At 54.0% G+C, this 13095-nt stretch carries 10 protein-coding genes; 6 read left to right on the forward strand and 4 right to left on the reverse strand.

Translation table 11 applies throughout. The features are described 5' to 3' along the window. Positions 1 to 32 precede the first annotated feature (32 nt). The 3 genes from sppA to dksA form a co-directional block, all read right to left on the reverse strand. Positions 33 to 1841 (reverse strand): signal peptide peptidase SppA, encoded by a 1809-nt coding sequence (gene sppA, locus DES29_RS04245; RefSeq protein ID WP_113854497.1) that lies wholly within the window; start codon positions 1839 to 1841, stop codon positions 33 to 35. A 16-nt stretch (positions 1842 to 1857) separates the two neighbouring features. Then, positions 1858 to 2583, reverse strand: a complete 726-nt coding sequence (locus DES29_RS04250; protein ID WP_038025264.1) for a pyrimidine 5'-nucleotidase — start codon at positions 2581 to 2583, stop codon at positions 1858 to 1860. An 81-nt stretch (positions 2584 to 2664) separates the two neighbouring features. Further along, a complete protein-coding gene (gene dksA / locus DES29_RS04255; RefSeq protein WP_016475237.1) occupies positions 2665 to 3081 on the reverse strand; it encodes an RNA polymerase-binding protein DksA in 417 nt (138 codons plus the stop codon). Between the two features lie 762 nt (positions 3082 to 3843). Here dksA and DES29_RS04260 point away from each other — a divergent pair. From DES29_RS04260 to DES29_RS04285, 6 genes are read left to right on the forward strand one after another with little or no spacing between them, the layout of a single operon-like run. Beyond that, the gene (locus tag DES29_RS04260) at positions 3844 to 6528 is read left to right on the forward strand and encodes a molybdopterin-containing oxidoreductase family protein (RefSeq protein WP_236578871.1); all 2685 of its coding nucleotides are present in this window, start codon (positions 3844 to 3846) and stop codon (positions 6526 to 6528) included. A gap of 15 nt (positions 6529 to 6543) precedes the next feature. Continuing rightward, positions 6544 to 7137 carry a 4Fe-4S dicluster domain-containing protein gene (locus DES29_RS04265; RefSeq protein WP_016475239.1) on the forward strand — a complete coding sequence of 198 codons (594 nt, stop codon included), beginning with the start codon at positions 6544 to 6546 and terminating at the stop codon, positions 7135 to 7137. Between the two features lie 17 nt (positions 7138 to 7154). Beyond that, positions 7155 to 7985, forward strand: coding sequence for a hypothetical protein (locus DES29_RS04270; RefSeq protein WP_005429324.1), 831 nt, complete (start codon positions 7155 to 7157; stop codon positions 7983 to 7985). 50 nt (positions 7986 to 8035) lie between these two features. Further along, a complete protein-coding gene (locus DES29_RS04275; protein ID WP_016475240.1) occupies positions 8036 to 8722 on the forward strand; it encodes a TorD/DmsD family molecular chaperone in 687 nt (228 codons plus the stop codon). Between the two features lie 23 nt (positions 8723 to 8745). Continuing rightward, on the forward strand, positions 8746 to 9390 hold the full coding sequence (locus tag DES29_RS04280; protein ID WP_016475241.1) for a 4Fe-4S dicluster domain-containing protein: 645 nt from the start codon (positions 8746 to 8748) through the stop codon (positions 9388 to 9390). Next, on the forward strand, positions 9387 to 11708 hold the full coding sequence (locus tag DES29_RS04285; protein WP_021994622.1) for an FAD-dependent oxidoreductase: 2322 nt from the start codon (positions 9387 to 9389) through the stop codon (positions 11706 to 11708). The genes DES29_RS04280 and DES29_RS04285 overlap by 4 nt, the downstream gene beginning before the upstream one ends. Here DES29_RS04285 and DES29_RS04290 read toward each other — a convergent pair. Then, a complete protein-coding gene (locus DES29_RS04290) occupies positions 11705 to 12694 on the reverse strand; it encodes a LysR family transcriptional regulator (RefSeq protein WP_021994623.1) in 990 nt (329 codons plus the stop codon). The genes DES29_RS04285 and DES29_RS04290 overlap by 4 nt on opposite strands. Positions 12695 to 13095: the final 401 nt, after the last annotated feature.

Below are 13095 nucleotides of genomic sequence, written 5' to 3' on the forward strand. Positions count from 1 at the left end.
AGGACCTCGCCTTTACTGCAAACGATAACGGGTTAAAGATCAAGCCCTGCCGGTGACCACGCCAATGTACGGCCGCTTGACAGCAACGCCGCTTCGGCATCTCGAATGGGTATATTCCTTAACTGCAAAAAATCAGTGATCGGCAGCTGCACGAACACTTTAAGCATTGCCTCACCCATCAAGCCCGACAACATGCTCGTCATTGCGTCGGCTTCAACATCATAGATACGAATAGGCTCGTTGGTCTTCAATCCCGCAACCTGACGGGCAAGTTTGACAGCATCATTGAGATCACCGAGCTTATCCACAAGCCCATTTTGCGCTGCCTGCGTTCCCATCCAAATGCGTCCCTGAGCCAGCGCCTCAACCGCTTCGGGCGTTTTCTTTCGGCTTTGGGCCGTCAAATCCTTGAAACGCGCATAAGTGCGCATCACGCCAGCACGCAGCAATGCTGCTTCTGCAGCATTAGGTTTATGTAACGGGCTGCCAAAATCAGCAAAATCACTGGTTCGGAAGCCACCAATACCAAGTTCAAGCTTCTCGAGTGCTGCAGCGGCATCCGGCACAATGCTGAAAACGCCGATCGATCCGGTGAGCGTCAAGGGATCCGCCACAATTCGATCTGCGGCCAGGCTAATCCAATAGCCGCCAGAAGCAGCCGCATTTCCCATACTGACGATGACGGGAAGGCCTTTTGTTCGGACAGCCGCAAGTTTTTCACGAATCGCCTCAGCTGCCAACGCGTCACCACCCGGGCTCGAAATTCGCAGCACCAGTGCTTTGGTTGAGGGAGCGGATGCGGCTCGCTCAATGCGCTGCACCAATTCCTCGGCATCAATTCCAGTGGCACCCGTTGAAGAGATCGCCCCTTCTGCGAGCACAACTGCAACGGCTCCCGGCTGCGCCGCACTGCGGCTACGCGCCGTTTCAGCAAGGTATGCCCCGAAGTTCACTGTCTTCACGTTCTTCAGATTACCGCCGCCAAACTGTTTGGCAAGCGTTTCATCAAATGCTTCGCGAGCCATCAAATCGGTAATAAGTCCTGCTGCCTTCGCTGCTTCAGCAGGACTTTCCCCTGCATTGAGCCTCTCGGACAGCCCCTTCAGATACGTATCCACTGATCCCGGAATTAAACCGCGGGCATCTTCAAGGTCAGAAGCAAAAACTTTCCAGGCTTCAGACAAGTAACCCTCTTGAGCGATGAGATTGTCTGTGGTCGGTGCGCGCAGACTGTAAGCCTCAGGAGCACTTTTGAAGGCGCCCGCTTTAAAGACGGACACTCCAATGCCGAGTTTTTCCAAAAATCCGCCCCAATAAAGAGTAGTTCCGGAAAGTCCCTTCACCATGACAGAGCCCATCGGATGAAGCGCCACCACATCGGCATGTGCAGCAGCCGCATACTGTGCTTGCGTGTACCCGGAAGCCCAGGAAAATACCGGTTTGCCAGAGGCAGTCTTGTAGTCTTCGATAGCACTGCCAATCGTGCGGGCGCTAGCAAGACCAAGTTTAGTGAGTCCGTCAACCTTGATAATAACGCCCGCAATCCGCTCATCCGAACCGGCGAAACGAAGAGCCTCCGTAACGTCGATTAAGCGCGTTGATGCGCCACGGCTCTTCATCAAGGACTTTAAGTCAGCGGAAATCGAGCGCAGTGGATCTGATTCGACGACTGTGCCGTCCAAATCAAGCACCAGTAAAGTTCCGGGTTCCACTGCTGGCGTGTTCGGACGAGCAAACAACCAAATCAGCGCAGCAGCTGCCAACACTCCCAAAAAAATCAAATTCAAAACAAGGCGTCGGCAAAAATCCAGCACTCGCCAGAGACACTTTAGAACAGTCATTCAAATCTCTCCAAGTTCAAAGGAGGTGCGCACGCCGCACAAGTTCCTCAACATTTCGCACAACTAAGTCAACTTCCGGCAGTTTGGCTGGTGTTCCGGCAGGGAGAAGCAGTCCTGCATGCTTCCTGCGCAATCCCACGCACCAGACTGTGGCAAGTCCAGCCGCTTTTCCGGCCTTGAGATTCATGAGGGAGTCATCAACCAACACCGCATCGGCAGGCCTTGTTTTCAAGCGAGCACATACCGCTCGCAACATTGAGACATTAGGTTTTGGGCGCCAGTCACCGAAAAGCCGCATATCGGTGCTGCTCACGATAGCGTGAAAAAAATGCCTCAACCCTAAAGCTGGAAGCAAACGCTCAACATAAAGCCGTGGTCCGTTGGAGTACAGCACTCGACGCCCCGGCAATTTGGAAAGCAGGCGCCGCAGCTGTGGTGCATTCTGTACAAAAGGCGCGTAATCGAAGTCATGCACCGCAGGCAGAAACTCCTTAGGATCAACGCCGTGTCTGCGCCAGAGTCCAATGAAGGTTGAGCCGTACGTCTGCCAATAATGACTCCGCAGACGGTTAGCCTCTTCTTCACTCATCCCCATGCGCTCCGTCATGAAGGCATTCATGCGCAGGTGCACTTCATGGAGCAGACCCGCAGAAGAAGCAAAAAGCGTATCGTCGAAATCAAGAAGCCAAACCTTGCGTCCGGCAGAGCCATGGAGCTGCTTTCCAGAAAGCAAAAACGGCACGACTCCCTCCTCCGGGTTCCGTGCCGCCCATGTCAATTGCGGAGCGCGTCCTACTTGCGGGCGCTGCACCGTCATGATGCATCAATCCCCGTACATCTTCTGTTTAAGTTCACGACGCTGCTGAGCTTCGAGCGAAAGTGTTGCCGTCGGCCGAGCCATCAAACGAGCCACACCAATAGGATCCCCCGTTTCTTCGCAGTATCCGTAGTCGCCATCATCAATGCGCTTGATGGCCGCCTGCACCTTCTTCAACAGCTTGCGTTCACGGTCACGCGTGCGCAGTTCGAGTGCATGCTCCTCCTCAATCGTTGCGCGGTCAGCAGGATCGGGCACAACAGTCGTTTCACGCAGATTCACGGTTGTCTGATCGGCATTGGCGCGAAGTTCCTTCTCCAAGTCGGTCAGACGGCGGCGGAAAAACTCAAGCTGCTGAGCGTTCATGTAGTCGTCATCAGGCATCTTGAGAATTTCTTCAGCAGTGAGAACTTTTTTGGCCATTTGCGGTGTTCTTCCCTTGGTTATGCGCTCAAGTCCGTTGCCCGCACAGGCGGTGCTGCAGCCGCATGATTGCCCTCCGTTTGAATTTGAGAAGTCTTATAACCATGCGCCTTTTTGAACCAGAGCAGTAAAAAGGTAGGAGTGCTTTATACCGAAAAAATCACGCTGATGCCACCCTCAAACCCCGTCGGCATTTCAAGCTCTCCGCGTTAAGCAGATTTCATCAATCACGCCGATTTAAGTATTCAATACACACGCTTGAATTCAACCCGAAATACAAGATCCCAACAGTGACTTCACCTTGTTTTGAGCTCGGGTAATTCCGCATCTTGCCTTCTGATGTGCCCATTCGCATCTCACCGCTTTCGTGCCCATTTATCTTATTGGTTTTCAACAATATTACATTATTTGAGATTGGTTCTCATTTTAAGTTGCTTAATTCACAACATAGGTTTCATTTTCTGCGTAGCGACTCTCAACCGCTGCGATGAAACTAGTTCGAAAGCACTAGAGCAACCCCAAAAAACGATTTGAAGTGCAGCCCCAAGATAACAACATGACCTTCGTCTGATGCACGTTCAAACAAAGGAGACCACCACGCGAACGCATCGCATCCCGCAAGCAAGAGGCGCCTAACCACCCCTAGGCGCCGGATCAACACACGACCTTAGTCGATAAGCCGGCGGGAAGCATTGTCTTTCCGTCTGATGGGTGGTGTTTGCCTCAAAAAAACGCATCTGTCTCATATGTTCCAGGAGAATCATGATGGAACTGCACAAGATTTCCCGCCGAAGCTTCCTTGAAGCCACAGCACTCAGCGGCGCTGCTGCCGTCTTCTCGCACCCACTATCGGGCGGGCTCGTATCAACCGCGTCGGCCGCTGAAGCGCCTATCGCCGCAGCAGCGGAAGAAGAAACAAAGATCGTCAAGACCTGCTGCCGCGCTTGCATCCACAACTGCGGGGTGCTCGCCCATGTACGTAATGGGCGCGTGGTGAAGCTCGAAGGCAACCCTGAATATCCGATGAGCAAAGGTGCACTTTGCGCAAAAGCGCTTTCGGGCGTTTCAGCGCTTTATCACCCCAACCGCAATAAATATCCGCTTCTTCGCGTCGGCAAGCGCGGTGAGAACAAATGGCGACGCATTTCGTGGAATGAGGCCATTGACATCATTGCCAAGAAGATGGAAACCGTACGGCATGAGTATGGTGCGGAAGCCGTGCTCGTCACCACTGGCGGCGGCGGCAATCCTGCATTCCGCGGCATTCCACGCTTTTGCAACGCCTTTGGAACACCAAACTGGTACGAACCAGGGTGCGCGCAGTGTTATCTCCCGCGAACGCTCGCCTACGACATGATGTACGGCGGCCCTTCAACCTCGATTGCGGACGAATCTGCACGCGAAATCTACAACCCGAACTCAGCGATTAAAACGCTCGTCCTCTGGGGTACAGACGCCTCCTACAGCTGCACGGCCGGCGGCGGCCGAGCATTGGTCGAACTGCGTGCTAAAGGCGTGCGTACGATTTCAATTGACCCAAGATTTCAGCCCGATGCAGCCAAAGCTGATATTTGGCTGCCGATCCGCCCCGGTACGGATGTTGCGCTCATGCTTGGCTGGACCCGCTACATCATTGAGAAGGATCTCTACGATCATGAGTTCGTCATGAAGTGGACGAACCTGCCTTATCTTGTCAATGCAGAAACGAAGCGTCTTGTTCGTGCCTCAGACCTTGATGCTGCAGGTGACGCCAAAACCTTCGTTGTATGGGATGCAAAAACCAATTCTCCCAAGCCAATCAAGTACCCGTGGGATGATGCTTTGGATCCTGTGCTTGACGGCGAATTTGAATGGGCGGGCGTGAAGTACCGCACGGGCTTCAATGCGCTGCGTGAAAGATGTGCTCCCTGGACGCTCGAAGCGACCGCCAAAGAATGTTGGCTTGATCCGAAGAAAATCGAAGAAGCCATTCTGATGTACGCCGATGGCCCCGCAGGCATATCGCTCGGCGTGGCTACTGACCAAACGCCAAACTCCGTCCAAGCCGCAATGGGGTCAGTCATCCTCAACGCTCTCATGGGCAATGTCGAGCGGCCGGGCGCCCTTATGCAGCGCAATCCGTCGAGCAACGTCGTGCCGGCGGGCTCTCTGGCAACGCGGTGCTCTTATCTGCTCCCCGAAGGTCAGCTCACTAAGCGTCTGGGTTCGAATGAACATAAAGGATTGTTGCAGTGGGATGCCGGGCAGCCTTCAGCCATCCTCAACGCCATTCTCACCGGCAAACCTTATCCGCTTAAAGTGTGGCTCGAGCGTTCGGGCAATAAATTCGGCGTTAACGGGAACGCTTCCTCTTGGGTTCCCGCTCTCGAGAAAATGGATCTCGTTGTGCACATGTACATGTATCCGACCTCATTCTCGAAATTCGCAGACATTCTGCTGCCAGCACGCGAATGGCTTGAAACGAACATGCTCGTCGAGTGTATGAACATGGTATTTGCCCGGCAAGCCGTCGCACACGTCTGGGAGACCGAGGACGAAACGCTGTTCTGGTCGAAGCTCATCAAGCGCTGCGCGGAACTTGGCAACGAGAACTGCAAACGTGCCTGCGATCCGTCCTTCATGAAGGATGACCTTGCGTATTGGGACACAATGGAAGAGCTGCTCGACGGACGTCTGAAGCGCATCAAAATGACCTGGAAGGATCTCCTTGCGCACAATCCGGTCGAATACATGCCTTATGACAAGTGGAACCAATATTACGTATACAAGAAGATCGACCCCAAAACCGGACTTCCGCAGGGCTTCCGTACACCTACGAAGAAGCTTGAACTTTATGGCGATGTCTTTATTGAGCTCGGTCGCACAGGCAAGCCCTATGCGCTGCAGAAGCTGCCGCCAGTCAAGCAAGACTACGATCCACTGCCCTACTACCTTGAGCCGGCAGAGAGCCCCACGGGAGAAATCGCCAAGAAGTATCCGCTCGTTCTCACTAGCGGCCGCATTCCGATGTACCACCACGGCACGCTCAGAAACATTCCATATCTGCGTGAGATTTACCCGGTTCCGGAAACCTGGCTTAACCCGATAACTGCGAAGCAATACGGCGTCCAAACAGGCGACTGGGTATGGGTGGAGTCCTTGCGTGGCCGAATCCGCGGCAAAGTTCGCGTCACCGAAGGCGTCGGCCCGAACATCGTTTGGATGGAGCGCTTCTGGTTCCCTGAAACGCTGAATACGAAGACCGGCGGATGGCAGGAATCGAACGTCAATGTTCTTACAAAAAACGACGCCCCCTTCAATGACATGGTCGGCACCTACACGCTGCGCGGCTTCCAAGTACAGATCTCAAAGGCCGACGGAGCTCCTGAAGGCATCTGGCAAAAGCCGCAGGACTTTAAGCCTTGGATGCCCGAACCGTCTGACACGACCCCTAACGTGAAGTTCTGATCATCGGAGCCCATCATGACCCAAAAGACAATGGTTATCGACCTCGACCGCTGCATCGGATGCTTCGCGTGCGAAGTAGCCTGCAAGCAGGAAAACAATGTTGCACTCGGTGTTTATTACAACAAAGTGCTATCGATTGGCCCGATGGGGAAGTTCCCTGACATTAAGCAGTACTTTTTGCCGTCAATCTGCCAGTGCTGCAAGGACGCTCCCTGCGTGAAAGTTTGTCCAACCGGAGCCACCTATCGTACCGATGACGGTCAAATTCTCGTCAACAAGGAAAAGTGCATTGGCTGCAAGATGTGTATGGCAGCGTGCCCATATGGCGCACGTTCCTACAATGCCGACACGAACGTGGTCGAAAAATGCACACTCTGTCAGCATTTGCAGGCTGTCGGCGAAAAACCTGCCTGCGTAAAAGTATGTTGCGCCAAAGCGCGCTTTTTCGGCGATATTGACGATCCAGAAAGCGACGTCTCTAAAGCAATCGCGGCTGCGGGCCCCGAAAACGTACATTCACTGCCGGACTCGGGCAATCATCCGACGGTACGCTACATCCTGCACAAGAAAACGGGAGATTGGCAGAGCAACCCACCGAAGATGCTCTAATAAGCACGGAGTGCACCATGGGTACGGGATGGAGTCTCGCGTTTTTCGCTGCTGCTGCAGTACTCGCCGCCAGTTTGGCGACAGCGGCCTTGGCGGGCGAATTATGCAGACTCCCCGTGCGTCGGATCGCTGCAGTAAGCACCATTGCTGCGCTGCTTCTCATATGCGGGGAAGTGCTGGCACTCTTCTCGCTCGGCCGCCCGGAGCTCATTTTCGGCATTCTTGCAAACCCGTCTACGGGATTGTTTAGAGAATTTGCTGCGGCATGCGCAGCTGCCGCGGCGCTTCTTGGACTCGTTTGGGCCAGGCGACGCTGTGCCTTGAGACGAACGTGTCTTTTGTTTGCCGCAGCGGCCGCTCTTCTCGCTCTTGGCGCTGTCGCTTCAGTTGGCACCGTTCTTTGGATGCCTTGGCGCGCAGGATGGCATACCGCAACGATGGCACTGCCATTGTTAGGACTTGTCTGTCCCGCCACTGCATTGGTCCTCCGGCTGCTCTCCGAAGACGGTCCAACGTCATTTAAGGGCGTTCAACACTGCTTCATCGCACTGATGCCTGCGCTCGGCGCAGCAATCTGGCTCGGCACACTCGCTTGGGGGCCAGCTCCTATAGAGCTGCCCACCGCATCCCGCCTGCTGTCGGGTGATCTTGCACTGCCCTTCTGGATCGGATTTGTCTTACTCGGCATTCTGATCCCAGCTGCCGTCTTAGTCCTTAGTTCTTTCAGTCCGATGTTTCGTTTTGGCAATTTCATCGGTCTCATTTCTGCGGCAGCTGCCGCCGCAGCAATCGCCCGAACAACAGAGCTTCTTGGTGGCGCATCCAGCTGGCGATTCTTCCTCACATAAGACTTTTTCGCGCATCCGCAAGACCGTCTTTAAAAAGTTACTGTAATCATATGAATAACCTTCAAAATATTCTTCAGACTCGCTGTACCTTCTATGCTTTTCTCGCCCGGATTTTCCGTACTGAAGCCGATCAGCAGCTGTTGGAGGCTCTCAACGGCATCTCATTTCCCGAGAAATCGGGCGACCCCGTTCTGGATGCAGGCTACGCAGCACTCACGCGCTGGAAAACAGCGCCTGGCAGCGATCCGCTCACAGAACTTGCCGTCGATTACGCACGCGTTTTTCTCGGCGCGGGTGTGGCCGGCAAAGACGCAGCTTATCCGTATGAATCGGTTTACACGAGTCCTCAGGGACTTGTGATGCAACAAGCCTGGGAGGATGTCTGCCGTATATACCATGCACATGGCCTAAAGAAACCCGATCACTGCGACGTGCATGAAGATCATGTAGCGCTTGAACTCGACTTCATGGCCAAACTCTCAAGCGATGCACTCAACGCTGCTGAGCGCGAGGACGATACAGCGCTCCTCAAAACCTTAGCTGAATCTCTCAGCTTCGCCAGAGGACATCTCCTCAACTGGCTACCCGGTTTCTCAACCGATGTTGCTAAGTATGCCGAAACGCCCTTTTACGCCGCAGCGGCACAGATTGCACTCGCCTTTACGCAGCTCGACGCCAGCATGGTTGAAGAACTCCTTAAAGAACTTCACGGCACGGCCGGAGAAATATCGGCCTGAAGATGACAAGGTGAGGTCAAGCAATGACGAAATGCCAGCAGGAAACGCGCCAATCGCTGAAGGATCCCGCCCGCCGAGATCTGATCGCCGGTGCTGCAGGCGCTGTCGGGCTTGTCGTTTTCGGCGGATTCATTTGTCATTCAACCGTGTCGGAAGCGTCTCTTGTGCGCCCGCCTGGCAGTCGACCTGAAGCCGAATTCCTGGCCCGCTGCATTCGCTGCGACAGATGTCGCAGCGTCTGCCACACCAATGCCGTTGGCATCGCACATTTTGAAACCGGGTTCCTTGCGATGCGTACCCCGGTGATGACCTTTCACCTTGGACACTGCGATTTTTGCAAAAAATGCGCAGAAGTCTGTCCCACCGGAGCCATCGAAGACTTTGCACCCGAAACTGTGCGCATCGGCATTGCCGTAGTGACGGAATCCTGCATTGCCCTGCGTACTGGAGCCTGCACTAAATGTTATGAAGCGTGTCCCTATGATGCAGTCACCTTGGATGCCAGGCGCCGTCCAATCGTTGACTCGCTCAAATGCAACGGATGCGGCATGTGTGAATACATCTGTCCCTCTAATATCTTTCAGGCTTATCAAGGCAAACGCGTACGCGGCATCATCGTGCGCCCGCTTGAAGCCCTAAAAGTGAAGGTCCTTGGAGAAGTCGTATGAAGCGCACACGACTTCTGCGCATGCTCTGCGCTTTCGCATTCATTCTGCTCGTCTTTCTCGGTCTTATTCTGCACACGGGCAGCGGAACACTCTCCGCTATAGGCTGGCGCGACATTGCTGCAGTTTGTCCTTTGGGTGCGCTCGAGGCGATGCTTGCAGAGAAAACTCTGATCCCGCGAGCAATCTTAGGTGCCCTCGCAGTAGTCGCATTCTGTCTTATTCTCGGCAGAGTCTTTTGTGGATGGATTTGTCCCGTTCCTTTCATTAAACAACTTTTTGGCCAAGAGGAACATGCTTGTGAGTCGCCTTCAGAAAAAAAGGCTGTGAATCACACCGCATTGCAACACCGCTGCGTCATACCGCTTCGCGTCATAAAAGACTCCTCAGGCCGCACTGCAGCATCTCCGTCCACGACAGACACTGCTCAGACAAAATCTGCTGAGTCTGCTAAAACCGCCGCCGTCACCACAAACATCAAGAGCCCCAAAGGACCGTTTATGGTTCTTGCAGGTGCACTCGCTTCTTCCGCCGCTTTCGGCTTCCCCGTTTTCTGCCTTATTTGTCCGGTAGGGCTCACCTTTGCCCTCGTAATTGCTCTTTGGCGCCTCGCTGAGTTCAACGAACTTTCATGGTCTATCGCCATCTTTGCGGGCTTTCTCTTTCTCGAAGTTTTTGTGTTGCGTCGATGGTGCCGCAGCTTTTGTCCGCTAGGAGCCGTAATGACACTCCTCTCATGGGGTAACCGCACATTTCGGATCCGCTCTACCCCCAATGCCTGTCTTCGCAAGACCGGTCTGCCCTGCGAAGTCTGCCGCTCAGTCTGCCCAGAGGGACTTAATCCCACTACGCTTGAAACAACAGACCTCGCATCGGCACGCTGCACCAAATGTCGAATCTGCATTGACGCTTGCCCTTCACAAGCACTGCAACAGCCTTTTTTCACCCGCTCATCATCCGTTATCGACACCCTCTCAAACCGTCGACCTCTGCTGCGCGCCGTTCGCGAAATGCCAACCCCTGCTCCGGCGCAACAGCGCCGACAAAACTTTAATCCCGTCGACCAAACATTTAGCCAGACTGCCGCAGTCCTTCAGGCAAGCCGCTGCATTTCCTGCGGCGCTTGCGTTGAAGCGTGTCCGCAAGGAAATAGCATCCCAAGCCTAACCACTGCATTAAGAGAAGAAAGGTTACGCAATGCAGCGCTTCTGATGCTTCGTCCGGGAGCTTTTCCCGAAGTCTGCGGACGTGTCTGCCCATCGATGCGCCTTTGCGAATCCGTCTGTCCGATCCCTGCGGATCTAGGTGGTCCTGTACCGATCGCGGCACTTGAACGTTTTGCTGCCGATTACTTGCTCGACAGTGGCTGGGACCCATGGCCGCTTGCTTCCAACGGCAAGCGAGTCGCCATAGTGGGTGCGGGGCCCTCAGGACTTGCCTGCGCCGATGTACTGGCTCGTCAGGGCGTCAATGTGACGGTCTTTGAGCGTGACAGCGAAATCGGCGGGTTGCTTACCTTCGGCATTCCGAGCTTCAAACTGGAGCACGCCCTGATCTCACACCGCCGTCGAATGCTTGAACGCTTAGGAATATGTTTCCGCCTCAGCACCGCGGTTGGCCGCGATATCTCCATCAAAAATCTTCTTCAGAACTTTGACGCCATCTTCATTGGCATCGGTGCAGAGTTCCCTGTAACACCGAACCTTCCTGGCCTCGATGGTCACGGCGTTGTCTGGGCACGTCCCTGGCTTGCTCATGTTGCCGGTGCACATTTGGCAATTCCGGGGTTCGCTCCGCTTCCCGATCTCTCAACTCAGCGGGTTCTCGTACTCGGCAGCGGAGATACTGCGGTTGATTGTCTTAGAACGGCCTTACGGTTGGGCGCAGATGCTCCAACGGCGATCTGCAGACGTTCCTTGGACAAACTAAGAGCACTCCATGAAGAAGTCGCCGCTGCGCAAGATGAGGGGGCACGCTTCATGGCGCAGGTTGATGCGATTCGCATCACACACCGGACAAACGGTTCGATCGCTGGTCTTGTCATCCGGAGCAGAGTTGACGGTATAGAGCGCATACTGCCCGCAGACCTCCTCATCATCGCCTGCGGGTTCCGTGCCAAACCTGCCGCATGGCTCCTCGAATGCGGAGTGACCTTCAACATGGACGGACAGATCATGATAGACAATCATCGAACTGCAAATCCAAAAATCTTCGCCGGCGGCGATGCTGTTCGCGGTGCTGATCTCGCTGTACGCGCCTTTGTGGACGGACGGGATGCTGCGGAAGAAATCCTCCGAACATTCACTCCAAATACGAACTAGCTGCCTCTCTTGAGATCTACCCGCTTACTTCGAAGGTACGCGTCCTCAATGATCTGACGACATTCATTGGCAGAACGTGCGGAATCCTCTCGCGCCGTGGCGGTCATCCAAAGCACGAAGTCACGAAGTTTTGCTGATCTCAATTCATCCTCACGGCGATTGACAAGGCACATGCACCAGGGCGTTTTGGTCCAACCCTCCAAAAGCGGCACAACGATGCCTCTGCGAATTTCCTCGCCAATATGAAGAATCGAAAGATCAACAGTAATTCCATGGTGTTCAAGCAGCAGACGCTTCAGTGTGAGCTGATCATGCGTGACGAATGTTCGCTTCCACTCAAGCGGTTCACTGCGCTCGCGGCCGAAAAAGAGCTGCTGCGTCACCGTGTCATCGTTGTAGGCTTTAAGCAGAAGCCCTTCGTGCATTTTGAGATCCGCCGGCGAGAGCGGCGTCCCGTGCCGTCTCAGATATTCCGGCGTAGCTAATGGAACCGTGGTCGAATTGTTGTAGTTGCGAATGATCAGACCTGAAGGATCTGCGGGACGACGGTTCAATACCGCAACGTCTACATCCCCGCGACGAATGTCGTCCGGCCCGACCTCCGGGAGCACTGCGAATTCAATATCATGGAAAAGCTCCGAATATTGGAAAAGCTTGTCTGAAAAGTATTCCTGTGCGAGTTCAATTGGTGCTGCAAAACGAATAGTAAAGCGTTCATGCGGCTCCGCCTTAGGTTCTAATGCAGCCTGAAATCCTGCGACCAGCGGTTCAACAGCACGCTGCAGTTCTGCCGCACGAGGGGTGGGTTGAATGGGCCGATGACTCTTATCGAATAGCGGTTCGCCAAGTTCTGTTTCAAGCGCCGATAAAAGTCGCGAAGCTTTCGGCAGATCAATGTCCAGCAGTACCGCAGCCTGCGAAATGCTTCGAGTGCGGCAGGTGGCGACAAAGACCTGCCACGAAAGGAGGTTTTGAGAGGGCTTCATGACTGAGCAGCCTACCGCAGCTGAAGAAGATCTCAATTATAAAAAGTCCTCATGTATCGCAAGACACATGAGGACTACATCCCAAACTCCCGGAGACTAGCTCCGGGAGGTCCTGATCTGACGCAAAGTCGGCCTATTTATTCTTCCTAATCCATTGTTTTTATTTAATAAAAACTTGACAAGCCTTTGCTTTATCTTTATCATAGTCTATAGTTATTTAATATAGACAACATCATGTCATCTTCGCCAAAACCCTGGTCTTTCTCTACGTACACGGATGCCGATGGGCGTACCTATGTCTACGGTTATCGCAATCGCTGGGATCCGGAAAAGAAACAGTCACGCATTGAAAAACGATGCCATGTCGGACGTTTGGATCCGCAAACTGGGCAGGTCCATCT

Origin of the sequence: Sutterella wadsworthensis (genome assembly GCF_003315195.1) — a bacterium.
In the GTDB taxonomy this organism is placed as follows: domain Bacteria; phylum Pseudomonadota; class Gammaproteobacteria; order Burkholderiales; family Burkholderiaceae_F; genus Sutterella; species Sutterella wadsworthensis.